Source organism: Microbulbifer mixtoriginis (SeqCode) (assembly GCF_052467705.1).
Map to the genome: position 1 here is coordinate 1,519,085 of NZ_CP174322.1, position 26,762 is coordinate 1,545,846.

22 protein-coding genes are annotated in these 26,762 nt (G+C 49.1%); 15 read left to right on the top strand and 7 right to left on the bottom strand.

All coding sequences use genetic code 11. The features are described from left to right. Positions 1–3: 3 nt before the first annotated feature. Positions 4–750, top strand: a complete 747-nt coding sequence (locus ACJJIB_RS06695) for a sulfite exporter TauE/SafE family protein (protein WP_444888292.1) — start codon at positions 4–6, stop codon at positions 748–750. 54 nt (positions 751–804) lie between these two features. Here the strand turns inward: ACJJIB_RS06695 and nadC are convergent, their stop codons facing one another. Continuing rightward, positions 805–1,659, bottom strand: a complete 855-nt coding sequence (gene nadC / locus ACJJIB_RS06700; RefSeq protein ID WP_444888293.1) for a carboxylating nicotinate-nucleotide diphosphorylase — start codon at positions 1,657–1,659, stop codon at positions 805–807. Between the two features lie 482 nt (positions 1,660–2,141). Here nadC and ACJJIB_RS06705 point away from each other — a divergent pair, with 482 nt between their 5' ends. The 8 genes from ACJJIB_RS06705 (at position 2,142) to ACJJIB_RS06740 (ending at position 12,510) form a co-directional block, all read left to right on the top strand. Further along, positions 2,142–4,502, top strand: coding sequence for a DUF1631 domain-containing protein (locus tag ACJJIB_RS06705; RefSeq protein ID WP_444888294.1), 2,361 nt, complete (start codon positions 2,142–2,144; stop codon positions 4,500–4,502). 167 nt (positions 4,503–4,669) lie between these two features. Beyond that, positions 4,670–5,230: a 1,6-anhydro-N-acetylmuramyl-L-alanine amidase AmpD gene (ampD, locus tag ACJJIB_RS06710; RefSeq protein WP_444888295.1), complete on the top strand. Its 561-nt coding sequence runs from the start codon at positions 4,670–4,672 to the stop codon at positions 5,228–5,230. A 110-nt stretch (positions 5,231–5,340) separates the two neighbouring features. Continuing rightward, a complete protein-coding gene (gene ampE / locus ACJJIB_RS06715) occupies positions 5,341–6,216 on the top strand; it encodes a regulatory signaling modulator protein AmpE (RefSeq protein WP_444888296.1) in 876 nt (291 codons plus the stop codon). Positions 6,217–6,380: 164 nt separating this feature from the next. Next, positions 6,381–7,817, top strand: a complete 1,437-nt coding sequence (locus ACJJIB_RS06720) for an aldehyde dehydrogenase family protein (protein WP_444888297.1) — start codon at positions 6,381–6,383, stop codon at positions 7,815–7,817. A 95-nt stretch (positions 7,818–7,912) separates the two neighbouring features. After that, complete coding sequence (locus ACJJIB_RS06725) at positions 7,913–8,899, top strand: threonine ammonia-lyase (protein ID WP_444885771.1); 987 nt, start codon at positions 7,913–7,915, stop codon at positions 8,897–8,899. A gap of 17 nt (positions 8,900–8,916) precedes the next feature. After that, positions 8,917–9,492 carry a YbhB/YbcL family Raf kinase inhibitor-like protein gene (locus ACJJIB_RS06730; RefSeq protein WP_444885770.1) on the top strand — a complete coding sequence of 192 codons (576 nt, stop codon included), beginning with the start codon at positions 8,917–8,919 and terminating at the stop codon, positions 9,490–9,492. 93 nt (positions 9,493–9,585) lie between these two features. After that, positions 9,586–10,941 (top strand): AmpG family muropeptide MFS transporter, encoded by a 1,356-nt coding sequence (locus ACJJIB_RS06735; RefSeq protein ID WP_444888298.1) that lies wholly within the window; start codon positions 9,586–9,588, stop codon positions 10,939–10,941. A gap of 294 nt (positions 10,942–11,235) precedes the next feature. After that, positions 11,236–12,510 (top strand): AmpG family muropeptide MFS transporter, encoded by a 1,275-nt coding sequence (locus ACJJIB_RS06740; RefSeq protein ID WP_252084960.1) that lies wholly within the window; start codon positions 11,236–11,238, stop codon positions 12,508–12,510. Between the two features lie 42 nt (positions 12,511–12,552). Here ACJJIB_RS06740 and ACJJIB_RS06745 read toward each other — a convergent pair whose 3' ends face one another. Next, positions 12,553–12,867, bottom strand: a complete 315-nt coding sequence (locus tag ACJJIB_RS06745) for an MGMT family protein (protein ID WP_252084961.1) — start codon at positions 12,865–12,867, stop codon at positions 12,553–12,555. 288 nt (positions 12,868–13,155) lie between these two features. Here ACJJIB_RS06745 and ACJJIB_RS06750 point away from each other — a divergent pair, with 288 nt between their 5' ends. Both ACJJIB_RS06750 and ACJJIB_RS06755 read left to right on the top strand, forming a co-directional pair. After that, a complete protein-coding gene (locus tag ACJJIB_RS06750; protein ID WP_444888299.1) occupies positions 13,156–14,127 on the top strand; it encodes a DUF481 domain-containing protein in 972 nt (323 codons plus the stop codon). 76 nt (positions 14,128–14,203) lie between these two features. Then, positions 14,204–14,965, top strand: coding sequence for an SDR family oxidoreductase (locus tag ACJJIB_RS06755; protein ID WP_252084963.1), 762 nt, complete (start codon positions 14,204–14,206; stop codon positions 14,963–14,965). Between the two features lie 83 nt (positions 14,966–15,048). Here ACJJIB_RS06755 and ACJJIB_RS06760 read toward each other — a convergent pair whose 3' ends face one another. Then, positions 15,049–15,825 carry a hypothetical protein gene (locus ACJJIB_RS06760; RefSeq protein WP_444888300.1) on the bottom strand — a complete coding sequence of 259 codons (777 nt, stop codon included), beginning with the start codon at positions 15,823–15,825 and terminating at the stop codon, positions 15,049–15,051. Between the two features lie 200 nt (positions 15,826–16,025). Then, positions 16,026–17,171, bottom strand: coding sequence for a cyclopropane fatty acyl phospholipid synthase (gene cfa / locus ACJJIB_RS06765; protein ID WP_252084965.1), 1,146 nt, complete (start codon positions 17,169–17,171; stop codon positions 16,026–16,028). 141 nt (positions 17,172–17,312) lie between these two features. Here cfa and ACJJIB_RS06770 point away from each other — a divergent pair, with 141 nt between their 5' ends. The 3 genes from ACJJIB_RS06770 (at position 17,313) to groL (ending at position 19,988) form a co-directional block, all read left to right on the top strand. Then, entirely contained in the window at positions 17,313–17,789 is a 477-nt protein-coding gene (locus ACJJIB_RS06770) for an FxsA family protein (RefSeq protein WP_444885763.1), read from the top strand. Between the two features lie 216 nt (positions 17,790–18,005). Next, the gene (locus tag ACJJIB_RS06775; protein ID WP_152452204.1) at positions 18,006–18,299 is read left to right on the top strand and encodes a co-chaperone GroES; all 294 of its coding nucleotides are present in this window, start codon (positions 18,006–18,008) and stop codon (positions 18,297–18,299) included. A 48-nt stretch (positions 18,300–18,347) separates the two neighbouring features. After that, on the top strand, positions 18,348–19,988 hold the full coding sequence (gene groL / locus ACJJIB_RS06780) for a chaperonin GroEL (protein WP_252084967.1): 1,641 nt from the start codon (positions 18,348–18,350) through the stop codon (positions 19,986–19,988). 135 nt (positions 19,989–20,123) lie between these two features. On the opposite strand, the gene ACJJIB_RS06785 is transcribed toward groL, so the two are convergent. Next, entirely contained in the window at positions 20,124–20,903 is a 780-nt protein-coding gene (locus ACJJIB_RS06785; RefSeq protein WP_444888301.1) for a DUF4886 domain-containing protein, read from the bottom strand. A 333-nt stretch (positions 20,904–21,236) separates the two neighbouring features. On the opposite strand from ACJJIB_RS06785, the gene ACJJIB_RS06790 reads away from it, so the two are divergent. Beyond that, complete coding sequence (locus ACJJIB_RS06790; RefSeq protein WP_444888302.1) at positions 21,237–23,963, top strand: LamG domain-containing protein; 2,727 nt, start codon at positions 21,237–21,239, stop codon at positions 23,961–23,963. A gap of 123 nt (positions 23,964–24,086) precedes the next feature. Here the strand turns inward: ACJJIB_RS06790 and ACJJIB_RS06795 are convergent, their stop codons facing one another. Further along, positions 24,087–25,877, bottom strand: a complete 1,791-nt coding sequence (locus ACJJIB_RS06795) for a sensor histidine kinase (RefSeq protein ID WP_444888303.1) — start codon at positions 25,875–25,877, stop codon at positions 24,087–24,089. Next, positions 25,855–26,532 (bottom strand): winged helix-turn-helix domain-containing protein, encoded by a 678-nt coding sequence (locus ACJJIB_RS06800; RefSeq protein WP_444888304.1) that lies wholly within the window; start codon positions 26,530–26,532, stop codon positions 25,855–25,857. The genes ACJJIB_RS06795 and ACJJIB_RS06800 overlap by 23 nt, the downstream gene beginning before the upstream one ends. Positions 26,533–26,762 lie beyond the last annotated feature (230 nt).

Here is a 26,762-nt window from a genome sequence, read left to right on the forward strand (position 1 = left end):
TTCGTGGGGGATTGGGGTTTTTTGGCGGCTGCGCTCGCCATTGGTTTTCTCGGCAGTAGTCACTGTATTGGTATGTGTGGAGGGATTTCTGGCGCGCTGGGCATGGCGGTGCCAGGTAGGCAGACCGCCTGGGTGCAACTGGGTTCCTACCAGTTAGGGCGCGTTGCCAGTTACACATTGATGGGTGGCCTGGCCGGTGCCCTGGGGGCTGCCGTTATTCCGGCACTGACACCGTTGCGGTTTGCTGCAGGAATAATGTTGATTGTGATGGCGCTCTATGTAGCGGGCATCTGGCGCGGCCTGGTGTGGCTTGAGAAGGGCGGTAGCTATCTCTGGCGCTATGTTCAGCCGCTTTCCGCTAAGTTGTTGCCGGTGCGTTCCGCGGGACAGGCTATTGCACTGGGTTCTCTGTGGGGTTGGTTGCCCTGCGGTTTAGTCTACAGCGCCCTGACTTTTGCTTTGGCCCAGGGCAGCGCGGAGCGCTCGGCGTTGGCAATGCTTGCTTTCGGCTTAGGCACCTTGCCGGCCATGTTGGCCACTGGCGCCGCCGCCGTACAGGTGCGTAATTTCGTGCAGAAGCCAGGGGTGCGCCTGGGGTTTGCCGCTGCGATTATGCTGTTTGGCTTTTGGACATTGTGGGGCGCTCTCGGTCATGGGGGGCACGGAGATCACAGCAATCACGGAGCTATGAATGCTGTAGAATCTGTTGAGGAGAAGTCACAGGAAGAAAGCCACCACCATCATCACTGATTGTTGTTGGCGGTTTATGGGGCACGGCAATAGCAGCACCGTGCCCCTTCAAATCTAAAATTCGATACGCAGCGATAGGTCGACAGCACGCAGGTGCTTGGTCAAACTGCCAGAGGATATGTAGTCGACCTCCAGTTCCGCCAGCTGTGCGATTCGCTCCCGATCTACACTGCCAGAAATTTCAATTCTCGCGCGCCCCTTGGCCATATCCAGAGCACTGCGGGTGTCCGCATCGTTGAATTCATCGAGCATTATTACATCTGCACCGCTATCTAGCGCTTGCTGGAGTTCTTCGAGAGTTTCCACCTCAACCTCTACCAGTGCCTCCGGTTTGATCGTTCTCGCCTGGGCTACGGCCTTGTCGATACCACCGGCAGCGGCGATATGATTTTCCTTGATAAGAAAAGCGTCGTAGAGGCCGATGCGGTGATTGTGGCAGCCTCCGCACAGTACGGCATATTTTTGCGCGCTGCGCAGGCCGGGGATGGTTTTGCGGGTATCGAGGATTTTTACCTCGGTACCGGTGGCGCGTGCGGCGAACTCTGCGGCAGTGGTTGCTGTGCCGGACAGGGTCTGCAGAAAGTTAAGCGCGGTGCGCTCGCCGGTGAGGATTGTGCGGGCATTGCCCTCGAGTTCAAAAATCACGCTATTGGCGGAAACTCTATCGCCATCGGTAAAATGCCAAATTAATTGCAGGTCGGGATCTAGTTGTCGAAAGATCTCCTCAACCCAGGCGCGCCCGCTCAGGGTGCAGTCCTCGCGGGTGATCACGCGGGCGCGGGCACTGCGATCAGCGGGGATCAGTTGGGCGGTGATATCGCCATCGCCAATATCCTCCTCCAGTGCCGTTCGCACAGCCCTTTGCAGGTCGGTCATGATGTTTGGGATGGTGGAGTCTTTAGGGTGCATTGGCAAACCTCGAAATAAACGCGCGGGCAGTTTACCAAAACCCATGGGATTTGGATTGCCTGGGGGGCCATGCCACTCCTTTGCATGTATTTTTCCCGATAGCAGCTGCCCCAACATTTCGCTGTGACAAGTGTCTCAAATGTGTCGCGAAACTGTGTCAATAGGGCAGTTATCATGGGTAAAATCCAAGGCGGATGGGTATCGGCGTAGGCGCACGTTATCCCTGTCTTCACTATTCAATTTACCTGCATTAAAAAGCTTGAAATCTGAGCAAAATCAAGAGGTTATTGGTTTTTTTCAAGCAAAATGTCGATTAATTTCAATTAGTGGTGGCGGTGTGCATCCCAACCTGTTTCCACGGATTGATAGAAGTGGTGTAGGTAAAAAGTAAGGCTTGGTTATTTACCGCGACTTGTGCGGCCAACAAGATTTAAGCCAGCAAATACGTAATAGCCGGATGGTATTTGAAGGACCTCTTGGAAATGAGTGAATCCAGCAAGGTAGTTTCCCTTTCAGAGAAAAGCGCAGAGCGATCTACGGCGCTTGCAGGTAAAGCCATGGTGCTTCCATCGGCCGTTGCAATGTTGAAGGAGAAGGCTTGCGCCGAGTTATTCGAGCGGGTCAAGTCACTGTTTGGCAAAGTGGATGACTCACTTTTTGCCATGGCCGAGCGTGCCCATGGTCAGGAAGAGCAAGATGGATTGTTCCAAGCCTTGCGCCTGTTGCGGGTTGAGCGCCGCAATATTGCAGAAAACTTCATCGGCAATGTCCAACAGGCTTTTCAGATTCGCCAGGAGGCTCAGGACACACCCAGCTTTGCTCCAGATAACCTGTCACTGGTCCACAACGATGATCTAGAGCAGTTGGTGGCTGCAGATACCATGGTGGCTTCTGCAAAACGCGATTTTGCAGAACCTTTAACGGAATTGTGTCTGCGCCTGGATACCCTTTATTCGGTTAAGATTTACGACAAGAACAACCCCTTGGGGCCCGATGTTATTTGCGACGCCTTTGTGGAGGCAATCCAGCCCCTCGATCTACATATTCGCGCCCGCCTCACCCTGCTGAAAAAGTTTGAGCAGCTTGTTATGCAACAGCTGCGGGGGTTTTATGATTTTTGTAACCAGTTGTTGGTGGAGCAGGGAGTATTGCCCTCTCTGAGGGAGCAACAGCGTGCGGCGCGCCAACGGCCTGCACATTCTACGCCGGTGTCAGGTGGTGCCCAGACTACAGTGGGTACCGGCCATGCTGCGGCTGAGGGACAGGGGCCGGTTGCTTCAGGCGTTCCAGTTAGCGGCCACGTTGCTCCGGGCCTAGTACCTGCTACAGCTGGTATGACCCCCATGCCGGCGGGAGATCTGCTCAGCCACCTGGGCGCCTTACAGAGCGGAGCTCATTACCAGGGCGGTGGTACGGCCCAATTGCTCAATGTGGGTGAGCTATTACAGCAGCGTTTGGTAGAGGCAAACCAAGCGGCATCGCTGGCGAAAGTGGACAGTGATGTTATCAAGCTGGTGGAGATGCTGTTCTCCTTTATCCTGGAAGATCGCAGCCTGGCAACGCCCATTAAATCCTTGTTGGGTCGTTTACAGCTGCCTTTGCTAAAGGTGGCTATCGCCGATAAGTCATTCTTTAGTAAAGGGGGGCACCCCGCACGTAAGCTGCTCAACGAGCTCGCCGATGCAGCCACGGGTTGGCAGGCTCCGGAAAACTATGAGTCCGATCCTCTTTACCGGGAAATCTCCCAGATTGTTGAGCGCGCCCTGAATGAGTTTGATCAGGATATTCATATCTTTTCAGCCTTGTTGGAGTCCCTGCGTGAATTTATAGCCCGCGAGCGCAAACGCGCCGAGATGCTAGAACGCCGGGTGGTGGATGAGGCCGATGGCCGTGCAAAAACCCAGGCCGCGCGAGCGCGCGTTGCCGCTGTTATGGATGCGTTGGTGGCGGAGCGCGATCTGCCGCCGGTTGTGCAGGATTGGCTCAATAAGGTTTGGAATAACGTTTTATTCCTCACCTGCGTTAAAGAGGGCACTGACAGTGAGGCCTGGAGTCGCGATGTACGCACCGCTCGGGACCTGGTCTGGAGTGTGCAGGCGCCGATGCCGGAAGCACGTAAGCAGCTTTTGAGCCTTCTGCCAACTTTGCAGGAGCGCCTGAGGGAAGGTATCGAGGCGCTTTCCTACAATGCCTTTGAGGCCCGTAGTCTGTTTGCTGGCCTTAAGGAAATTTATCGCGAGCGCTTCGCCTTGGCACAACGCTTAACAGAGGAGCGCGAGCGCTTAGTCAAAGAGCAGGTAGCCAGGGAAGTCCAAGCGGCTACTGCCGTAGAAGTGGTGGCGGAAACACCGGCTGAAACAGCCAAGATTGAAGCAGTTGCAGAATCGCCAGAAGCCGAAGTGGCCTTGGCTGAGGATCGGGTAGCGGTTGATAGTGCCGAAGCCAAGGAGGAAGTTGCTCTGCCGCCTATGGAGGAGATAGAGCAGGCGGTGGCCCAAGCTGAAGTCGCCCCGATTACCGAAGAGCAGCAGGGACTGGCACAACTCGATGAAGACGATCCCCACTGGCAGATGACCTTTCGCCTGGCTCAGGGTAGCTGGTTCGAGCTGAAGCGATCCGAAGAGGAACAGTTCCGCTGTCGTTTGGCGGCGGTGATCCGGGATATCGACCAGTTTATTTTTGTAAATCGCAATGGTGCCAAAGTAGCGGAATTTGCCCGCCTGGAACTGGCCCATGCCCTACGCTCAGCACAGTTGTTACCCCTAGATGACGGCATGCTGTTCGAGCGCGCCCTGCAGTCAGTAATCGGTAATGTACGTAAAAAGCGCAGTGAACAGCGTTAGGGAATAAAAAGGCAATTTCATATGCCCGGCAGTCTAGACCGGGTTTCCACTTCTGTCGTCAGACAGTTCCAAACGGATTGGCATATCGATCAACGCTTCCATAAAATGGTTACTGCTGAAATCCCGGGCTACTCGGGTTGGTAGTTTTTTGGAGCGGAGATCGCAGATTGAAATATCAAGTGGATTCCGGCTGGTTATCAGGGGCGCGTCGTGTTCCCAGCCCACACTGCAACAGCCGGCCGGATAACTGCCCTGTAGACCTACTGGTGATTCACAGCATAAGCCTGCCCCCAGGTCAGTACGGTGGCCCTTATATTGATACGTTTTTCCTTGGGCAGTTGGACATTGATGCCCACCCTTACTTCACGGAAATTGCCGCTTTACAAGTTTCTGCCCACTTGCTTATCAATCGCGACGGCATCGTCACTCAATATGTGCCTTTGGACCGGCGAGCCTGGCACGCGGGCAAGTCGGAGTTTAGGGGGCGCAGCAACTGCAATGATTTTTCCATTGGTATTGAGCTGGAGGGCCTGGATACGGATATTTATACCGATGCTCAGTATCTGGCGCTGGCAGAAGTTACCCGAGCGATAATGCAGGCTTATCCGGGGATAGGGGTCGATAAAATTACCGGGCATTCTGATATAGCTCCTGGGCGCAAATTAGATCCGGGCCCAGGCTTTGACTGGCAGCGCTATCTGGGGGACGTAAAAAAAGGCGCCGAGTAATTGTGAGCGGTATTATTGGCACATATTTATTAATTAAAGAGTCTTACAATCGAATCTCGGCACTTTTGTGCCGGTAACTGAATTTCTTTACGCACTATCACGGCAACGTTATGACCTTGCTGATTATTTTATTGACCTTGGGTTTGGTACAAATTTGGGGATCGGGCGCGCCTTTACATCGCGATCACTGGTTCGATCGCTGGAGTACCCACATCGAGGGGCTTTCCCCGCTACAGGGAAAAGAAGGCTTGCTAATCGGATTTAGCGTCCTGCCGCCGGTTCTGGTGGCGGCGCTGGCAATGGCTTTTGCCCAATCTTCCGCTGGGGCTTTGGGGGGGCTTTTGCTAGGGGTCCCTCTACTGCTCTATTGCCTGGGACGTGGAAATTTTAATGAGACTTTGAGTGCTTATCTGCGCAACTGGTATCGGGGTGATTTTAACGGGGCCGCCGAAGCGGCACGCCCCCTGTTGCGGGAAATTCACGAGAGTGCCGCCGAGGGCGGACGTTTGCATGAGCAGGTATTTCGCGGAGCGGCCTATTCCGCCTTCGAGCGACTTTTTGCCGTTTTGTTTTGGTTTATCCTGCTGGGTATTCCGGGGGCGCTGCTGTTTCGCCTGAGCGCTCTTTACGCGGAGCGTGCTCGGGGAACCGAACGAGAGGCTCTGGCCGCGCGCTGGCTGTGGTTGCTGGAGTGGGTGCCAGTAAGGTTGATGGGGCTAAGTTTCGCCATTGTCGGTAACTTTGCCGGCTGTTACAGGGCCTGGAGGCAGTGCCTGATGTGCCGGGAACGGGATACTGATCAGGTTCTCGAATCCTATTTGGAGGGGGCCCTGGGGGGGATTGATGCCAGTGAGTGCAGTGCCTCTGCAGATCTCTCCCATATCCAGCGCCAGAGTGGTGCGGAGATCGAAGGTTTGCAGGCGTTACTATCCAGGTCCCTACTGCTGTGGATTACCGCACTGGCACTTACTGTCTTGTTTTTCTAAGTGTGAACACTCGCACCCATTGGGATCAAAGTTCCACAAAAAATTATAAAGTGGGATTAATTTGCTAACAGTTACTTGACTTAACACCAGTATCCAAGAAGATTGCGCCCGCTACAAAATCCAGGTTCTTTGCCTGGCTGCGGGCGACATATACTTAGTGGAGGATGCAGGGGTTGAAGGTTTCATTACTGGAAGCACAAATGCTGTCAGATCTCAGTGTGGCAAGTGGTGGCAATACCGCAGCTTTGGTTGCTGGCCTCAGGGCTTATTTCCGTAGTGGTGCCACTGTGGAACTGAGCTGGAGACGCCGGCAGTTGAATCAACTGCGCAAGATGCTCAGTGAAAATGAAACCCGCTTTATTCAGGCCCTGGGTGAAGATTTACATAAGGCGCCACAAGAAGCTTATCTGACCGAGATTGCTTTCCTCTACGCTGATATCGAACATACTCTGAAACACTTGAAGCGCTGGGTTCGCCCTCGCAAAGTATCCTCACCACTTTTGACCCAGCCCGCAAACAGTTACATCCAGCCGGAACCGCTTGGGGTGGTTCTGATTATTGGTGCCTGGAATTACCCTTTGCAGTTGTTGTTATCGCCATTGGTTCCCGCGATTGCTGCGGGTAACTGCGCAGTAGTGAAACCCTCGGAGCTGGCTCCCAGTACCTCCCAATTGATTGCTGAACTGCTGCCACGTTACCTCGACCACGACGCTTTTGCCTGTGTTGAAGGCGCTGCGGCCGAGACCTCTAAGTTACTGGAGCAGCGCTGGGATCATATTATGTACACCGGTGGTGCTAGAGTCGGCAGGATTGTTATGGCGGCTGCAGTTGAGCACCTGACGCCGGTTACATTGGAGCTGGGGGGCAAGAGTCCCTGTATTGTGGCTGACGATGCCGATATTGAACTCGCGGCCCGCCGCATTGCTTGGGGAAAGTTTACCAATGCAGGGCAGACCTGTATCGCACCGGATTATGTGCTGTGCACCCGTCACACCGCCGATCTCCTGGTGCCTGCTATTCAGCAGGCGGTGACAAAAATGTTCGGAGAGGACCCGCAAAAGAGCTCGGACTATGGACGTATCGTCAATAGCCGGCATACCCTGCGCCTGGCAGATCTTCTCAGTGGTGGAGATGTTATTTATGGCGGTGAGGTAGACGCCGACAACCGCTATATAGCGCCGACACTGATGCGCTGCGTCGATCTCGAAGCTTCAGTGATGCAGGATGAGATCTTCGGGCCAATCCTGCCGGTAGTCGAACTGGATGACTTCGGAAAAGTGGAGGGATTTGTCAATCAGCGGGAAAAACCGCTGGCCCTGTATATTTTTACTAAAAGCGATAGCTTGGCCGAGCGGATTCTTTCCAGCTGCAGCTCCGGTAACGCCTGTGTGAATGACTGCATGATGTTTATGCTGGCCCAAGATCTGCCATTTGGTGGGGTGGGAGCCAGCGGTATGGGTTGTTATCACGGTGAACATGGCTTTAAAACTTTTAGCCACTATAAAGCGGTAATGAAGCGCAAAAATATTTTGGATGTTAATTTACGTTACGCCCCTTACAGCAAACGCAAATTCAGTTTGTTGAGAATGCTGCAGAAGTAGAAATACTGAGAAGTGTGACCAGCAGCGGGGATTTTACTGGTTTTTTGGGGGGCTGAATTGGTACATTCAGCAAAAATTATTTAGATAAAAATGCTATGCCCTCGGATCGTAATGACCTACCCACCAGTGCGGATGTTTTTTGTGCCGCGCAAACCATTGCTGACTCTGTCCACCGAACACCGCTAATTCGCTCCCAATTACTCGACCAAGTGGGGGGCGCTAACCTCTGGTTCAAGTGTGAACACCTACAGAAAGTAGGTGCCTTCAAAGCCCGCGGTGCCACCAATGCCCTTGCCAACCTGCCCGCTGGAGCTGAAGTGGTAGCGACTCACTCCTCGGGAAATCATGGTGCTGCTTTGGCCTGGGCTGCTGCTGAGTTGGGCCTACCCTGTATTGTGGTGATGCCCGAGACGGCGCCCAGGGCTAAGCGTGAGGCTGTACAGAGTTATGGCGCACAAATAATTATTTGTGGTCCTACCCAATCGGAGCGCGAGGCCGCACTGCAAACCGTAGTAGAGGAAACGGGGGCCCATGTGGTTCCGCCTTTTGACGATAGTCGTATTATCGCCGGGCAGGGTACCGTTGCCCTGGAAGTGGTGCAGCAATGCCGCGATCAGGGTTTTACTCCGGATGTACTCCTGGCACCCGTGGGGGGCGGGGGGCTACTCGCCGGAATTGGTTTGGCCATGGCAGCCCTGGCACCAGATGTCTTGGTAATTGGTGCCGAACCCGCTGGCGCTGATGACGCTCAGAGATCACTACGTGGTGGTGTGCATGTCACCACCCAGCAGCCGCAAACTATCGCAGATGGTCTGCGCACCACACTGGGGCGCAGAAATTACTCTGTAATTCGGCGCACGGTGCGAGATATTGTGACAGTTTCAGAAAATGGTATCGTGCGGGCAATGGAGCTGTTGTGGACACGTACCAAGCAATTGGTTGAGCCCTCTGCGGCAGTTGGCCTGGCAGCTGTGCTAGAGCACAGCGCGCGCTTTCGCAATAAGAATGTTGCGATTGTCCTCACCGGCGGCAATATGGATTTGGACCGGGCTTCAAGCTTGTTGGCCGAAGCCGAAAAATAACTACAGGACGATTGAATATGAATTTAGGATTTGGCCGCTTTATTTACTGCAAACTCAGAGCGGGCCTGGTGGCATCGGCCCTTTTCCTGGCGGCAATGGCTGCACAAGCTGGGCAGCTGACGCTCACTTCCAGCTCATTAAAACCCGGTGGCAAAATGCCGCTGGCCCATGTGTACAGTGGATGTGGTGGAGAAAACCTCTCCCCCGAATTGAGCTGGAGCGGCGCCCCTGAAGGAACTAAAAGCTATGCGGTAATGGTTTACGACCCCGATGCGCCAACTGGCAGTGGCTGGTGGCACTGGGTGATGTTCAATATTCCCGCTGAGGTAACCAGTTTGCCAGAGGGCGCGGGCGACCTGAAAAATGGTTTGGTACCAGAGGCCGTTCAGGGGCGCAATGATTACGGCAACCCCGGTTATGGTGGCGCCTGTCCACCAAAGGGGCACGGCGATCATCGCTACCGTTTTCGAGTCTATGCCCTGAAAGTAGACTCGCTGCCATTGGATGAGAACTCCTCCCCCGCTAAAGTGGGTTTCAATGTAAATGCCAATAAATTGGCGGAGGCCGAGCTCGAGGTTCTGTGGGGCCACTGAGCGCATCAGTTCTAAATTGATGGCCAAGTGCGGGCTAGTTGCCCGCATTATTTTACCAAGGCCAATTATGGGGTTTAAGGGGAAAGGTTGAATATGTCGCAGCAGCAACTGACATGGGGGCAAGCCCTCGGTGCTTACCTTAAGCCTCGTGTACTCACCATGTTTTTTCTTGGCTTTTCTGCCGGCCTTCCGCTCTTATTGGTCTTCTCTACCCTGACCGCCTGGCTGAGAGATTTTGGTGTAAGCCGCACAGCTATTGGTTTCTTCGCTTGGGTGGGAATTACCTTTTCGATAAAAGTGCTTTGGGCCCCAATTATTGACCAACTACGATTGCCTTTTTTCACTGATAAGTTGGGTAAACGCCGCGGTTGGATGTTGGTATCTCAAGTGGGGATTGCTATCGGGCTAGTGGGTATGGCCAGCGTTAACCCGCAGCAATCACTGATGGAAGTAGCCCTGCTCGCTTTATGGGTTGCCTTCTGTTCGGCTTCGCAGGATGTGGCAATTGACGCATACCGAATAGAGGCCATGGATGAAGATTACCAGGGTGCTATGGCGGCTAACTACGTATTCGGTTACCGAGTCGCAATGCTGATTGCCGGAGCCGGGGCGTTATTTATTGCGGATGCTTTCAGCTGGTCAGGTGCTTATCTTGTGATGGCAGCCCTCATGGGGGTGGGGGTGATTACATGCTTGCTAGTCTCCGAGCCTGATCACAGCAAGGTGAACAAAGAGGCAGATAAGCTGCAAAGTGAGTGGGAAGAACGCCTGTTGGGGAAGGGGGAGCACAGCCGCCTGAAACAGTGGTTTATTCGAGCTGTAGTGTGCCCTTTTGTTGAATTCTTTCAGCGCAATGGTCGCTTTGCCCTCGTTTTATTGGTTTTTATCGGTATTTTCCGTCTCAGCGATATTGCGATGGGGATAATGGCGAATCCGTTTTATCTGGATTTGGGGTTCACCAAGACTGAAATCGCGGAAATCAGTAAGCTATTTGGGTTTTTCTGTACCATTATCGGTTCCTTTCTCGGCGGGGTTTTAGTTGTTCGCTATGGTGTGCTGCGCCCATTAATACTCGGTGCAGTGATGGTGGCATGTACCAATCTCTTGTTTGCTCAGCTTGCACTGATAGGGCCGGACAAGGCGTGGCTCGCGCTGGTGATTAGTGCCGACAATATCAGTGGTGGTATGGCTAATGCTGTGCTCGTTGCTTATCTTTCCAGCCTGGCCAATAAGGCCTATACAGCCACCCAATATGCACTGTTCAGTTCACTCATGACACTGCCGGGTAAATTTATCAGTGGCTTCTCCGGTATCGTGGTGGATGCTCAGGGCTACGCCCAGTTCTTTATTTATGCGGCACTAATGGGGCTGCCGGCCATATTCCTTTCTATCTATTTTTGGCGGCGGGAGAGACGCGGCTGGAGTGAAGAACAGCCCCAGCCGGGTTAAGGGCTTATCGCGGCCATAGGGTGCCCCTCTCTTTTCGTTTTTCCTATCGAAGGCTTATCGATTTTCTTTTTGGCCACTGAACGTGGCCTTTAGCGTTTTTGGTTACCAGCTATTTGTGCATTGGGTGACGGTAGTCACCGAGCATTTTTGTCAGCTTGTGTCTATGTTGGTGGAGGGGAAACCACTACCTCTCCTGTGCGCCGCTAATACTCCCCCCGCATTTGGGTTTATCACTGTGTTAATTGGAGAGCGCACATTTTTAATTGCAGAGTTAACAAATAAACGCGACAAACTATGTCCCACGAAACAGTCAGGGAAGCGGTATTTAACCGGAGAATGCTGATCTGTATCGGCACCGGCTTTTCCTCGGGGATGCCGCTGTTTGTGCTGATTCAGCTGGTACCTGCCTGGCTGAGAACTGAAGGGGTGGACCTGGCGACGATAGGCATCTTCTCCCTGTTGGGATTGCCCTATACCTGGAAGTTTATCTGGGCGCCGCTAATGGAGCGCTATGCGTTTCCAATACTGGGGCGCCGCCGGGGGTGGATGTTGGTGATGCAGCTGCTGCTGATCCTTTTTATTGGCGCATTGGGTATGTTCAATCCCCAGTTTAATATTTGGACGATCGCGGCCCTGTGTTTTGGCGTAGCCTTCTTTAGTGCAAGCCAGGATATTGTCCTGGATGCTTTTCGCCGGGAAATTCTACCGGACTGGGAGTTGGGGCTCGGTAACTCTTTTCATGCTAACGCATACCGGATTTCCGGTTTGGTGCCGGGCTCTCTCAGCTTGATTCTCTCTGATCATCTGGCCTGGGGACAGGTCTTCTGGGTGACGGCAGCTTTTATGCTGATCGCAGTTTTTATGACCTTGATGGTAGCTGAGCCGCAACACCCGGCGGAGCGGCCTAGGTCCTTGCGCGAAGCAATTGTCCTGCCTTTTGTGGAATTCTTCGGTCGTAACGGTGTTAAGCATGCCATTTTAGTATTGGCATTTATGTTTCTTTACAAGCTGGGCGACAGTATGGCAACAGCCCTGGCGACACCCTATTACCTGGATATGGGCTATTCCAATACAGATATTGGTATTGTTGCTAAAAATGCTGGACTTTGGCCGGCGGTAATTGGCGGCTTTCTAGGCGGCTTGTTAATCGTACGCATCGGTATTAATAAGTGCCTGTGGATTTTTGGGGTTATTCAGCTTGTTTCGATCTTCGGCTTTATGATTCTGGCCCAAGCCAATGAGGGCTTGGTTGGTACCCCTGGCTTTAAGCCCAGCCTCTGGTTACTGGCAGTGGTGATTGCTTTTGAATACTTAGGGGTGGGGCTCGGGACAGCGGTGTTTATTGCCTTTATTGCTCGAACAACCAGTAAATTACACACTGCGACACAACTGGCACTTTTTACAGCATTGACCTCCCTGCCCAGAACTTTTGCCAATGCTTCCACGGGGTACTTGGTAGAGTCTATGGGATGGACCAACTTCTTCCTGTTGTGCGCAGCGCTTGCGGTGCCGGGGATGCTGTTACTCTTTGTCGTAGCCCCCTGGCGAGGCGAGGGCGAAGAGGCTTAATAGTGGCAAGATCATTCCATGACTGTGCAGAGGATGCCTGATTTAGGGCTTCCAGCGATATTTCGCCATATCTACCCGTCCCTTAAGAAAACTAACCCCTTCACTCTCCAGCCGTTCCCGCTGGCGAGAGGCTCCGGGCTCTGGCAGCGAGATACGGCCCTGGGCATTAATCACCCTGTGCCAAGGAAGAGCAGTGTCCTTGGGTAACTTCCTCAGTTGTTGGCCCGCAAGTCGTGCAGCCCTGGGGAAGCCGGCCATTTCCGCCAGATCCCCATAGGTGACTACATGGCCACATGGGATTGAGGCCAGAACGCGGCATATTCTGGCAAGTGTATCGCTGGCTTGTTCTTTGCTCACAAAATTTCTCTGCTAAACCATTTACCGGAAGTTAGCTTCAGTTTGCCGCAATTGATGCCGAATAGGCTATAAATGAGCATCTAAAGAAGTCTTGCCCACGTATTGCCATGGGTAGTTGGGTAGTAACGGCGTGCCAGATTAATGACAGTTATGGCATTATTGCAGCTTGTTTTGTTTTTTTAGAACGGTTTTCACTGTTGGTTCACCCAGAAACTTTAAGGTCCTCCTGTGGTTCTATCGACACGCTTGTCTAGGTTTTTCACGCAAACTCTTCTCTGTCTGGCGTCTTTGCCACTCCATGCTGGTGTGCTCACCCTTGAGAATGGTGACCGTATTCAGGGAGAGTTGGTGCTGGTTGATAGCGAACAGGTAATTTGGAAGTCAGAAACTTTTGGCCAGGTCAAAGTCGATAAGTCCAAAGTCGTCTCTATGGATGTTGATACTGACTTGAAGATTGCCGGACGCGATGAGCCCTGTACCCTGGCGGGGCACCGGCAGGAGCAGTGGGAAGTCTACTGCGCAGAGGGAGATGGTTGGTTAATTGATTTCCCTGGAGTCGAGCGGGCAGAGCCGTATCCGCACTTTGTCAGTAACCCACTGACTTTCAAAGGCAACGTGAGTGCTGGGGGTGTCTTTGAATCTGGTAACCGTGAGCGAAAAGACCTGGATACCAAACTCAATTTGGATGTTCGTCATGGGGATTTTCATCATCTGATAGGAGCTCTCTACCAGAACCAAGATAGTGAAGATGATGGTGCCCTGGAAAAATACCAGCTGGCCTACGACTTGCGCTGGATCTTCGCAGAAAAGTGGTTTGCTGAGGCAAACACTGAGTGGGAGCATGAAGAGGCGCGCAACTTGGATTTGGGGACCACTATGGGTCTCGGTCTTGGTTACCTATTCTACGATACAGACAAGACTGCATTTTCACTGGCAGGTGGTGTCAGTAGCCTGCAGGAAGATTTTATCGATACCGAGTTGAGTGAAGACCAGGACGACCAATATGTGGCGGGTCGAATTAAGCTAGATTATCGCTATAAATTTTCCCTGGGTCCGGAAATTTACTTTAACCAGGAAACCCTACAGTCTTTTGATCATAGCGATGATTACCAAGCAAATGCCGAATTGGGTGTACGCACGCCATTGGTTGAAGGCGTATTGATGGAAATCGGCTATCAGTGGCAGTACGACAACACACCATCACTCGAGAGTGAAAAAGAGGATACCAAGGTAACCGTGGGTGTCGGTTATGAATGGTAGTATCTTGCTGGCAACCTGCTTTTAAGAAGGTTGCCAAGGCACAGCAGCAATAAAATTTAAAAATAAGGAGTTCATCATGCAGATTGCCGGCAGCATAGTGGCGATTACTGGCGCAGGCCAGGGTTTGGGGCGAGCAATGGGGGAATACCTGGCTGCACGCGGAGCCCGGCTTGCATTGATTGATGTCAATGAGGAAGGCCTCAAGCAGAGCGTTGCCGCTTGTGAAAAGCATGGCGCCGAGGTTCGTAGCTATATTATCAATGTTGCCAGTGAAGAAGAGGTAGATAAGGGCTTTCTGCAAATTGCCGAAGATTTTGGTGGCCTGCAGGTGCTGATCAATAATGCCGGAATTATGCGCGATGGCATGTTGTTGAAATGCAAAGAGGGCAAAGTGACCGATCGTATGTCTCTGGCCCAGTGGCAGTCTGTTATTGATGTGAATCTGACAGGTGTCTTTCTTTGTGGCCGAGCGGCAGCGGGCATTATGGCGGAGAGTGGCAAGGGCGGGGTGATGGTTAATATCTCCAGCCTTTCCCGAGCAGGTAATATGGGGCAGACCAACTACTCTGCCAGCAAGGCGGGCGTTGCCGCTATGACCGTAACCTGGGCCCGTGAACTGGCTCGCTACGGTGTGCGGGTAGCTGCAATTGCTCCAGGTTTTATTGGCACTGATATGGTTGCGCAGATGCGCCCGGAAATCCTGGAAAGTCTGGTTAAGCAAGTGCCATTGAGACGCCTGGGTGAGCAAGAGGAAATTGCCTCAACCGTGGCGTTTATTCTGGAGAATGATTATCTAACGGGTCGAGTTCTGGATATCGATGGTGGTGCACGTATTTAATAATTAAGCAGTGCGCGATCAGAAGAGGGTGAACTTTGTTCGCCCTTTTTTATTTCCCTTTCAGTAATGACTCTAAGGTTTATCTATCCCTTCCTTGCATATCGCGTGTTGAGAGTCTTTCGATAAAACAGGTATACAAATAAGGAAATAATGAGCCAGGCCAGGATGGATGCCACTTCGTGAAATACGGTTTGCTCTAAAGATAAGTGAAAATCCCGCATCACAAAGCCTTTGATTAGTGCCGACCAGGCATACAGCATCTTGCACATATGCAGGGCCCACCAAGGTCGGCCTGTTATTTGCGGTCGAAAGAAAAACGTATAAACATCGAGCCCAACAAAAACCAGCATTAACGCGGATGGAGCCAAGTAAATGTTGGCATAATTGGGGTGTTTACCAATATCGTAAAGAAAAACCTGGAAATAGAAGACCGCGACCCAGGCAGCTATAGCAGCCAATACCCAATCGATAATATTGGAAGTGATTCTGCCATCATTAGAATGCTTGATTCTCGGCCATATTCGGTAAGCAGAAAATATGGAGTAGCTGAATATACTGATCAATCCCAGTAATAAAAGGTCTGGGTGGGTATTGTAGACATAGGCAATATCGATCTGGTACTTGGGAATATCTGCCTTGAGATGCGGGATGATGTAAGGGTTGAATAGCATCAACAGGGCACTGATGGAAAAGATAATGGCAATCAACAATGAGCTGAGGCCACCGATCCGATGGTAACGGCTGCCCTTCTTCATCAGAAGAGTTAATGGGATAGTAATGAACGTTAAGATGATGGCTGCAACCGTGTGAACCTCTATAAATAGATTTAGTCCTTCAGGGGTTGTGAATAGATAATGCATTTAGTAAAGACCTGGCGGCAGCAAGTATTAATAAGGCTTACAGGCAAATGGCGATAGTTAATGGATTTGATTATCAGGAGAAAGGTCTGGGGAAGCTTTGATAGAAGTAGAGCTTAATCGCTGCTACCAATTGCTCCCCCAGACTTTTGGAACTCTCAATGTTGGAAGAATTTGAAGTCTTTAATCAAAAATTTCTTGAACTAGCAAATTCTCTCCACACCGCCAACCCTATTTTTTGAGAGCATCCATTGCCAGAGCTGTACTCTGCGAACTCTAAATGTAGCGGCGCAGAACAACAGGTAATAGCGCCACATACGATAAAAGCGTCTGCCGTAACGATCGGCAAAGCGCGGCCAATTTTCCTCGAAATTTTTATGCCATGCCATCAGGGTTTTATCGTAGTCAGGCCCAAAGTTATGCAGATCTTCAAGTGTGAGAAGGTCTTGGGCTGCCTTGGTTATCTGCGTTGCAGCCGGTATTTCCCCATTGGGGAAAATGTATTTTTCAATCCATGGATCGGTATTGGCTGGTCTTGCTTTACCGATAGTATGGAGCAGTAAAGTTCCATCTTTCTTTAGGCAGCGTTTAGCCACTTCCATAAAAGCTCGATGATTTTTACGCCCAACATGTTCAAACATTCCGACACTGGCAATACGGTCGAAAGGCTCATCAAGCATTCGGTAATCCTGTAGGGAGACGGTAATCGGTAGGTTGGCATAGCGTTCGGAAACATAGGCTCTTTGTTCGCGGGAGATCGTTACTCCGACACACTCTACCTGGTATTTCTGGGCGGCATAGCCGATCAGGCTCCCCCAGCCACAACCGATATCCAATAGACGCATCCCAGGTTCTAGTTGCAGCTTACGGCAGATAAGGTCGAGCTTGGCTTCTTGAGCTTCGTCCAGGGTTTGAGCATCCTTCCAATAACCGCAACTATAGGTAAGGCGGTTATCGAGCATACCTGTATAAAACTCGTTTCCGAGATCGTAATGGTGCTCACCAACCTCGAAGGCGCGACGACGGCTTTGCAGGTTGATTAAGAAACTGCGAAGGTAGCGCCAAGCATAGCGCCACGTCTTTGCATGGCGGCCAAGGTCGGCTTCCAGAATTTTGTACACAAATTGGTCCAGCGCTTGGACATCCCAATCTCCGCGCATATAAGTCTCACCGAGCCCCATACTGTGACGAGCGACAATCTCGTCTAGGGCCTCCTCGCGGTGCACTTGTATATCCCAGGGCCTATCACCATTCACCTGGATGTCGGCCTCGGCTAATATTTCGTCTACCAAGTGGCGACTGCGGCCAATGGCCGGCACTTCTATGGTGTCCTGCTGCTCGCTTGCCATCAAAGCCTCCCTCTCTCCTAGTTGCTGTGGGTTGATTGAGGCGCCCTTGAATAATTTGCCTCCCCACTCCATTTACTTCAGCATATTGAAAAACCTTGATCGTCCCAGCTTCGTAGAGCTGGTTTATTAGGAATTCCCTCAATGCGCCCATTACTGCTTCTATTTATAGTCCTACCTGTACTTGAAATGTGGGTTTTAATCACCGTAGGGAGAGAAATCGGCGCCTTGCCCACGATTGGATTGGTATTTTTAACCGCTATTGTTGGCGTAACCCTGTTGCGACGGCAGGGCATATCGACCCTAATGCGGGCTCAGGAGAAAATGCGAACAGGCGATATACCCGCCCAGGAGATGGTTGAAGGAATCTTTCTAGCCGTGGGCGGGGCATTGTTGCTCACTCCTGGGTTTATCACCGATGCCCTCGGATTTGCTTGCCTGATACCGGGTTTACGCCAACTGCTACTGGGGAGACTGGTGCGTCATATCACCATTGTGCGGCCTGGTGACCCCCGCAGCTCGGACCCCAACCAACGCGGTCCAGATATTATCGAGGGGGAATTTTCTCGAGATGAGCGAAAACCTATGGATCAGGTAGATCATAAGCATCATAAAGATTGAGCTGGTTAAATAGTGCACTATTTTGTGCTTCACCCGGCACTTTTGTAGTTTTTTTATTGAAGAGTGTTGAAATCCATTCTCGCGCCCATAGATAGGGTTCAACTGAGAATTAAGCCCCGCCTCTGGGAATCAGAGAGGGGTGAGGTTACCGGCCCATAAAGCCAGTGCCGCCGATGTTGAAAACCTTAAAAAAACGACTCAATGGAGAACTTATCCATGAAAATTCGTCCTTTACACGACCGCGTCGTAGTACGCCGTAAGGAAGAAGAAGCGATGTCAGCTGGCGGTATCGTGCTGCCAGGCGCTGCCAAAGAAAAGCCGAACCAAGGTGAAGTGGTAGCCGTGGGTGAGGGCAAGCAGCTGGACAATGGCGATGTTCGCGCACTGTCTGTGAAGGTGGGTGACACTGTTGTTTTCGGTCGCTATGCCGACAGCAATACCCTCAAGGTGGACGGCGAAGAGCTGATCATCATGAGCGAAGGTGACATCTACGGCGTGTTGGAAGGCTAAGAAGAGCCTTTAACTTTACTCGCAAAAAGAATTTGAGGAATAAGAATCATGGCAGCTAAAGACGTAATTTTTGGTGACGACGCTCGTCAGAAAATGCTGAAAGGCGTAAACATCCTGGCAGACGCCGTTAAAACTACCCTGGGCCCTAAAGGCCGCAACGTAGTTCTGGACAAGTCCTTCGGCGCTCCTACCGTAACCAAAGACGGTGTTTCCGTAGCAAAAGAAATCGAACTGAAAGACAAGTTCGAAAACATGGGCGCGCAGATGGTGAAGGAAGTTGCTTCCAAAGCTTCTGACACTGCAGGTGACGGCACCACCACCGCTACCGTTCTGGCCCAGGCTATCGTAACCGAAGGCCTGAAATCCGTAGCCGCTGGCTTTAACCCGATGGATCTGAAGCGCGGTATCGACAAAGCGGTAACCGCAGCGGTCAACCACATCGCTGGTCTGTCCACTCCTTGTGCAGACACCAAGTCTATCGCTCAGGTAGGTACTATCTCCGCTAACAGCGACGAGAGCGTTGGTACCATCATCGCCGAAGCCATGGAAAAAGTGGGCAAAGAAGGCGTTATCACTGTTGAAGAAGGTTCTGGCCTGGAAAACGAGCTGGACGTAGTAGAAGGTATGCAGTTCGACCGCGGCTACCTGTCTCCTTACTTCATCACCAACCAAGAAAACATGACTGCTGAGCTGGATAGCCCTTTCATCCTGCTGGTAGACAAGAAAATCTCCAACATCCGCGACCTGCTGCCCCTGCTGGAGCAAGTAGCTAAGGCTTCCAAGCCGCTGCTGATCATCGCTGAAGACGTAGAAGGCGAAGCGCTGGCAACTCTGGTTGTAAACAGCATGCGCGGCATCGTTAAAGTTGCTGCTGTTAAAGCTCCTGGCTTCGGCGACCGTCGTAAAGCCATGCTGCAGGACATCGCTATCCTGACTGGCGGCACCGTAATTTCTGAAGAAGTTGGTCTGGAGCTGGAAGGTACTACTCTGGAGCACCTGGGTACTGCTAAGCGTGTAACCCTGTCCAAAGAAAACACTGTAATCGTTGATGGCGCTGGTGATGTTAAAGACATCGAAGCTCGCGTTGGCCAGATCCGTGCACAGATCGAAGAGTCCTCTTCCGACTACGACAAAGAGAAGCTGCAAGAGCGCGTAGCCAAACTGGCTGGCGGTGTTGCAGTAATCAAAGTAGGCGCCGCTACTGAAGTGGAAATGAAAGAGAAGAAAGCTCGCGTAGAAGACGCTCTGCACGCTACCCGCGCTGCAGTAGAGGAAGGCGTAGTACCTGGCGGTGGTACCGCTCTGGTTCGCGCTACTCAGGCTATCTCTGTAACTGGCGACAACGAAGACCAGAACCACGGTATCGCTGCAGCCCTGCGCGCTATGGAAATGCCTCTGCGTCAAATCGTTGCCAACGCTGGTGATGAAGCTTCTGTAGTTGTTGATAAGATCAAGCAAGGCGAAGGCAACTTCGGTTACAACGCTGCTACCGGCGAGTACGGTGACATGCTGGAAATGGGCATCCTGGACCCTGCTAAAGTAACCCGCTCTGCACTGCAAGCGGCAGCTTCTATTGCTGGTCTGATGATCACCACCGAAGCTATGGTTGCTGAGATCCCGGAAGACAAGCCGGCTGCTCCTGACATGAGCGGTATGGGTGGCATGGGCGGTATGGGCGGCATGATGTAAGCCGGCCTTAAAGCCTATCTAAAAAGCCCCGCAATTGCGGGGCTTTTTTTTGTCCAGAACAAAATGCTAGATAGCTGCTGTGACAAGTCGAAACATGCCTGGATATTCCCAATGATGGTTAGACCTGGGAAAAGTTTATGGACTCAATGTGAGTGCCTTTGCTTGTTGTACAAGTAACTCTGCTGTTTCTTCGGCAATACCCGTGATGGGAGGAGTATTTAACTGCGATAAGCCTACTAGATGGAAAGCAAAGACTAGAGACGATAGATAGACACCCTTACGGTTGGGATGGCTTCCATCATGAGTGTAAAGGTCGATGTTTTTATCTAAAGAGTGAATTGCCTCCCACGCAAGGCCGACTGGAACGATTTCTGAGAATGTTGTTTTAGCCATATTTTGGTAGCCTTCTAGCAGACGAGTTTGCATTTTGCTGCGAGTATCGTCAGGAATATTTTGAATATCTCCATGTTGGCGTCCCCAGGTTAGAAAGAGCAGAGGGGTGGCTCCGGCTTTTCGAACCTCATCCGTCAGTTTTTTCGCGTAAGGGTAAATCTCTTTTCGTCTCTGTTCTTCAGGAAAAGATGGAAGCTGGCTCTGTTCCTGAAGCACTACATAGTCCCATTTTCTCTCATGAATAGCTTCTAACGTCTCTACAGACTCAGAATGTTTTCGCAAGGTCCATCCACCTGGGGTTAAGGATCTATAGGTGATTTGTGTCCCATTAATTTCAGCGATTGACTGGATCATTGTAGGAAGCGGGCGAGTGTAGCTATTACCAATAAAAAGCACGGAGAGAATTTTCTGGTGTTCTTGATCAGTTTGCGTCTTTTGCGCTACTAATAAAAAAGTTCCTACTGCTAATAGAGAGATAAGAAAAAATATTTTAAGTTTTAAATAACTTTCGGGTTTTTTCATTGTTTCAGACTTTCAAATGGGCCAATTGCCGCTTAGGTTAGGTTAACTCTCGGCTTATTTCTGTGCAGTGCGTTTAAGATCTATATCCTTATTTGGTGAAACAGGTAGTTGAGGAGATAACCCTTTCTTTTGAACATAATCTTTTGATTGTTTTTGTTTGTTACTTTATTAATTGTAACAAGGATGATGAATATAGGTCGGCAAGGACTCGATATATAAGTAATTGATACTAGTTTTGAGGAGAAACATTACATATATTTAATATTCAGTCCAGCAAAGGGTTAGCATGTCCTTTTAGACTTCCCTTTCAGTAAATGGGAGGAAAGAGCAGATATGTTGCTATCAAAAGGTAATCTTGTACTAGCTGCTTGTCTTGCAGTACTAGGCTGCAAGGATTCGGGGGGCTCTGGAGAGGGGCAGGCGTTAGAATCCAGGAGTTCGCAAGTAGACTTAAGCCAAGCGTCGGCTGGTTTTTTTGCGCACTATACCCGTGTCAACTCAGTAGATATTCCGGAAAACATCACAGGGCCTTATGCTGACATCATTGTGAACCTTGAAGGGAAAGGTAAGCTTGTTTTTGCTCGTGATCATAGTTACCGGCCTGTCTGGCATTTTGGAAACAGTTCTAATCCTGTAGCGCATTTGGCTGATATTTCGAGTGATGCTAATACTCGCTTTGATAAATCAAATGACTTTTCTTATGTTCGTATCTTAGAGCAGTCAGATGAAAAGGTTGTTATTCATTGGCGTTACTTCCCGAAAGCTAATGCAAAAATGGGGCGAGATCCCGAAGGGGTAGTCCATGAGATTTATACGATTACTCGAGATGGCAATGTGACCAGGTTATACCGGCCAGGCACTGATACCATCACAGACTGGGATGTGCGTAGAGGGGCCATTATTCAGACTATGCGTCTCACGGAAAATGGCATAGCTGATGTACAAAATAAGTCTGGAGAGCTACAGGCAGGTGTGTCTCAGGGTAATGGAAATGCGATAGTTAATTATACTCCCCCTGGCTTGCCAGTGGCTCATTGGAAGTTTGATGAGGGTAAGGGCACGAGTACTGTTGAGAGCTTGAAATCAGCGACTGGATATATTGACAGCCACGGAGGTGATTGGGTCGCTGGTGTGTCTGGTTCGGCCCTTTTTTTTGACGGTTATAGATCAGCAGTGGTGGTCGCGCAGGATGAGGCACCCATATTTAAGGAGGCTCTTTCCATTGAAGCCTGGATTAATCTAGCCGCTTATCCATGGAATAATGCCCCTATCATTCACCAGTCAGATAATATGGGAAATGAGGGGTATTATTTTGGAGTAAGTTCTGACGGTAAACTCCTTTTTACGGTAAATGGAAAAACATTAATCTCTGATAGCGTAATCCCAGTTAATCAGTGGGTTCATGTTGGTGTTTCTGCAGAAAAGAATTTATCACTCTATATCAATGGTGTTTTAGATAAAAGTCAATCTTATGATGTCAATCTTTCGACTCCAGATATGCCAATGATTGTGGGGATGAATAATTCACCTTTACCGGCAACCGATGGGGTTCGGGAGAGTGAATTAAATAAATTCAATCACTTCTCCAGTATATTCGGTATTGAGGGGGCAATAGACGAAGTTGCCATTTATAAGCGCTCTCTGACATCTAAGGATTTTTATGATAGTTACAATGGTTTTTTATTAGCACAAAAGAAAGCTCCAGATCCTAGTTTTACAAAGCGGCAATTGCCAGACTTGGAGAAATACCCTCAGAAGTTTGGTGGGATTTATACAAAGTTAGACTTTCATGATACTTGGGATAACCTATGGAGGGTTACGGACAACGAAGATATTGTAGTCCGGTTCGATAATAAGCCGATTAGCTATGTATATTGGCGAGGAACATCACACGGCATGAACTTGGTGACGGATAATCGGTGGATGTCTGATCAAAGTGTGGAGTTAGTGATTCCAGATCCAGATGATCCTGAAACTCCAGCTTCAGTCAATCCAATTGTTTCTTTGGCTGAACACATGTCTGATAAGGCGGCTCTACGAACCCATGTTCGCATGATTGAAAATACTCCTGCACGGGTTAAGGTTCACTGGCGTTATGCTGCTGCAGATGTATTCGATTTACTCGTTATGGATACTGCTTATATTGATGAGGTGCATACAATTTATCCCGATGGGGTGGCAATCCGGGATGTTTTTTACCATCCTGCAGCTGATGAAGGTGGAGTAGAATTTTACCAGGACTTTCAATGGTTATTAGGACCTGGTCAAAAGGCTGAGGACTTCCTGAATTATAATGCAGTTTCGATTGCGGGGCTTAAGGGGGACTCCTCTGATATCATTTATCCTATATCCTTAGACAGACCTAGTGATGGAGCGGACCCCAGCCCTTTGCCCGGTAATATTGCGGTGCTCAATAGCCAAACAAACTGGAAGGTCTTTGGAGTAAGTCAGGCAGGAGGTTTTTTTCCCTCTGCTAATGAGGAGAGTTCAGAGCATATAGATTTCCTGGGAGGTATTTTTCCGTTTGCAGGCCCTTGGAATCATTGGCCAATAGCTCAAATTCCTTCCGATGGTCGATTCTCCGTTGCCAATGATAGAGTTTCTCACTTCGCGGTTGGTAATCTAGAGGCCTTTGAATATGGTTCTGGATCTATGATGTATGGATTTACTCAGGGAACACCGGTTGATTTACAAGACTTGGCAAGTTCATGGATTTCTCCACCTGTCATAGATGCGGTTCAAGGTGTTAAGGACAATGCAATTACTTTTATCACAGATGAAAGAGCCTATAGCCTGACATCAGATGGGATATCAGGAGATATTTCTTTGCTGGTGAAAGCTAATGATAGTAGTCCTTTGGTAAACCCATCACTAATTATTCGCCAATGGGGAACAAGTAAAACTCCGAAAGTAAAATTCAATGGCAAAGCACTATCCGATGTAAAATTGGGTATTATCAGAGATTCTGATGGATCTCAGACTTTGATTATATGGTTGCCTGTAACGGCGACCATGGATTCATCCATTGAAATTATTCGTGATTCTGTTGGTGAGAGTTAACCTTCTTGTTGGTTGTTATATTTTAAGAATAAGCAGAATTGCCATACAATAGTATGGCAATTCTGCTTTGTAAGTGGAAATTAACTATAAATAATTTTTTATTTTCCTCTTACAGATAAACACTCAATATAATTTAGTGGGCTTGCTTTCTTGAGAACTTAAAGGATGGGCGGAATGTGGTTCTGTGATTGATGGGATAACTATCTGTATCTTTAATCCATTGCAGTTAGCTAAATGAATCTTGGCTTTGTGTAAATTGCAAACAGCTAAAACAAGACTTAATCCAAGCCCGTTGCCTTTTGTATGCCTATGCGATTCCAACCGGTAGAATCGTTCAAAGACCTTTTTTTGATCATCTTCTGGAATTCCTGGACCGCTATCGTGTAGCTGCAGACGAAGATAATCTCTACCCTGCTGAGATTGGGCTGAAAGCCTAATATCCAGATTGCCACTTCCTGGTGCGTACTTAATTATATTATCAAATAGATTTGCAATAGACTGAGACCATTGGTTTTTATCCCCAAAAATCATATGCTGCTCATCATCTAAAGTGATGGATGGAAGTATTCCCTGATCATGAAAAGTCGGTTCATAGACTTCTATTAGGGTTTTAAGGAGTTTGTGTAGTGAAAAGTGTCGAAATTCTGACCTTTTCGTTCCTTGCTCAATTTGTGAGATCCTGAGTAATGCATTAAAGCACTCTATGATCTTGTCATTTTCATTAATAATAGCTTCGATGGTATCTTTATCTGGTTTTTCTATATGCAATAATAGTTCTAGCTGGCCTCGTAGCCGAGAAAGTGGGGACTTTAGGTCATGGGCAATGTTGTCGGAAACCTGCTTTATCCCCATCATCAACTGTTGAATTTTGTCCAGCATTGTATTGATATGTATAGATAATTGATCATAGTCTCCGCCATTACTATTATATGGGATCCGTCTGTCCAGATCGCCAGACATAATTTGGCGGCATACTTTGTTGATCTCGCTTATTCTTCTGACTGATTGCCTAGATACAAGATATCCACAAATTAGACTAATAATTGTAGTGATCAAAAGCCCATAAAAAATAGCTGAGTTAAGGTTTTTCAATAAGTGAAATTCTTGGGTGAAATCCCTTCCCAGTATGAGTTCTCCTCCATCACTAAGTTGAGAAGATTTTGCTAGGCATATGTATTGTTCATGTTCTTGAGAAAATGTAGAGTCTGGATTGTAGGTTGCTGTGTATGTAGACTTATAATTCGTGCTTTGTGGGGAAGTTCCTTCGATATTGCTGAGTATAATATTTCCCTTTCTATCCTGAAGCTGTACACAGAGGTCCTCTGTATCTAAAAAATACTCAGTTTCAATATAATATTTTGTAAGTAGTGTTGTATCTATGTGACGTTTTTTATGATATTGGGGCCAATGGCTAAATCGTTCATCAGTAATCTGGTCTACATAATCGTGAAAATCTTCGGGAAATTCGCTGTTAAGCAGATACCAGATTAAGTTGGCGGGAATCTTTTCTAGAGGGGGATTTATGTCCTCTCCCAGTGCGAATAATCGCCCTTGAATAGTAAGTTTCTCTTGCTGACTTAAGCTGCTTTTACTTAAAAGGTTTTTGAAATGGTGTGTGTAATCGCTAGTAAATTTTGATGGTGAAGCGTGGTTGTTAATAAAATTTCTAGGTTTTACATTTTGGAAATTTGGGAAAAGGTCGGGGTGAAAAAACTCTAGGTCATTGATTGCCGCAATAGATTCTTTTGTTATATTTTCAACTTTATGAAATGTTGGATGTGTCAAGGATTGCTTTGTGAGTAAATAGATGCTTGCCAGTGAAATACTGGAGCTAAGACAGACGCAGCTGAATGTAATAATTGCCAGTCTGAAACTAGAGCTTTTATGTAGCTTAATTTTTTTCATGAAGGACATAACCGGCCCCCCTTACTGTGTGAATAAGAGGCCTATCCTGGGATTGGTCAACTTTCTTCCTCAGTCTGCTTACGTGTACTTCTACTACATTGGTCTTGGGGTCAAAATTAAGGTCCCAGACTTGCTCCAAAAGCATTGTTTTTGTAATAATTTGACCTTCATGTCTCATAAGATATTCTAGGAGTTTGAATTCTTGGGTTAATAGCTCAATACTACGGCCTCTGCGTTGTGCCTTTCTTGTTAAGAGATTGAGCTCAAGGTCTGAAACAATAAGGGATTCATAGGTATTGGACTGAGGTTGGCGCCTACCAATGACTTCGACTCTGGCTAAAAGCTCCGCAAAAGAAAAAGGTTTGGAAAGGTAGTCATCACATCCACTACGTAAACCTTCAACGCGATGGTCAACGTCTCCGAGGTTACTTAGCATTAAAACCGGTGTACTGATTTCCATTCCCCTCAGGGACCTTAATAGCTTTAGCCCATCCATACCAGGAAGCATTCGGTCAAGGATGATTGCATCAAAATTTTCGGTGCTAGCTTGAATTAATCCTGTTTTTCCATCATGGCATAGCTCTACACTATGCCCTTCCTGGTTGAGGCCCTTGTGAAGGTAATGGCTTAATTTGATGTCGTCTTCTATTATAAAGATTCGCATATATCTTTAGTTGGTAAATAGTTTTGGTTGCCAGTTACTTGTTGATCGAGTTCTTTAAATTGATTTTTTAAGTTTTTGATTTATCTCAGGCTAAGTCATGTGTGCATGGTGAATATTAAAGGGTAACTAAATGTTGCCAGGAACTTTCAGCCTTTTAGACATGAACATAATTAATTTAAAAGTGATAAATACTATTTTTACACCACGCTGAAGGGGTGGAGTAGTGAAGC

What these genes read in the sequence shown, in the direction of transcription:
- ACJJIB_RS06735 (WP_444888298.1), top strand. Translation starts at nt 9,586, where the DNA reads ATGTCGCAGCAGCAACTGACATGGGGGCAAGCCCTCGGTGCTTACCTT.
- cfa (WP_252084965.1), bottom strand. Translation starts at nt 17,171, where the DNA reads ATGGCAAGCGAGCAGCAGGACACCATAGAAGTGCCGGCCATTGGCCGC.
- ACJJIB_RS06795 (WP_444888303.1), bottom strand. Translation starts at nt 25,877, where the DNA reads ATGTCCTTCATGAAAAAAATTAAGCTACATAAAAGCTCTAGTTTCAGA.
- ACJJIB_RS06760 (WP_444888300.1), bottom strand. Translation starts at nt 15,825, where the DNA reads ATGCATTATCTATTCACAACCCCTGAAGGACTAAATCTATTTATAGAG.
- ACJJIB_RS06800 (WP_444888304.1), bottom strand. Translation starts at nt 26,532, where the DNA reads ATGCGAATCTTTATAATAGAAGACGACATCAAATTAAGCCATTACCTT.
- ACJJIB_RS06705 (WP_444888294.1), top strand. Translation starts at nt 2,142, where the DNA reads ATGAGTGAATCCAGCAAGGTAGTTTCCCTTTCAGAGAAAAGCGCAGAG.
- nadC (WP_444888293.1), bottom strand. Translation starts at nt 1,659, where the DNA reads ATGCACCCTAAAGACTCCACCATCCCAAACATCATGACCGACCTGCAA.
- ACJJIB_RS06775 (WP_152452204.1), top strand. Translation starts at nt 18,006, where the DNA reads ATGAAAATTCGTCCTTTACACGACCGCGTCGTAGTACGCCGTAAGGAA.
- ACJJIB_RS06720 (WP_444888297.1), top strand. Translation starts at nt 6,381, where the DNA reads ATGCAGGGGTTGAAGGTTTCATTACTGGAAGCACAAATGCTGTCAGAT.
- ACJJIB_RS06785 (WP_444888301.1), bottom strand. Translation starts at nt 20,903, where the DNA reads ATGAAAAAACCCGAAAGTTATTTAAAACTTAAAATATTTTTTCTTATC.
- ACJJIB_RS06755 (WP_252084963.1), top strand. Translation starts at nt 14,204, where the DNA reads ATGCAGATTGCCGGCAGCATAGTGGCGATTACTGGCGCAGGCCAGGGT.
- ACJJIB_RS06770 (WP_444885763.1), top strand. Translation starts at nt 17,313, where the DNA reads ATGCGCCCATTACTGCTTCTATTTATAGTCCTACCTGTACTTGAAATG.
- ACJJIB_RS06790 (WP_444888302.1), top strand. Translation starts at nt 21,237, where the DNA reads ATGTTGCTATCAAAAGGTAATCTTGTACTAGCTGCTTGTCTTGCAGTA.
- ACJJIB_RS06725 (WP_444885771.1), top strand. Translation starts at nt 7,913, where the DNA reads ATGCCCTCGGATCGTAATGACCTACCCACCAGTGCGGATGTTTTTTGT.
- ampE (WP_444888296.1), top strand. Translation starts at nt 5,341, where the DNA reads ATGACCTTGCTGATTATTTTATTGACCTTGGGTTTGGTACAAATTTGG.
- ACJJIB_RS06730 (WP_444885770.1), top strand. Translation starts at nt 8,917, where the DNA reads ATGAATTTAGGATTTGGCCGCTTTATTTACTGCAAACTCAGAGCGGGC.
- ACJJIB_RS06740 (WP_252084960.1), top strand. Translation starts at nt 11,236, where the DNA reads ATGTCCCACGAAACAGTCAGGGAAGCGGTATTTAACCGGAGAATGCTG.
- groL (WP_252084967.1), top strand. Translation starts at nt 18,348, where the DNA reads ATGGCAGCTAAAGACGTAATTTTTGGTGACGACGCTCGTCAGAAAATG.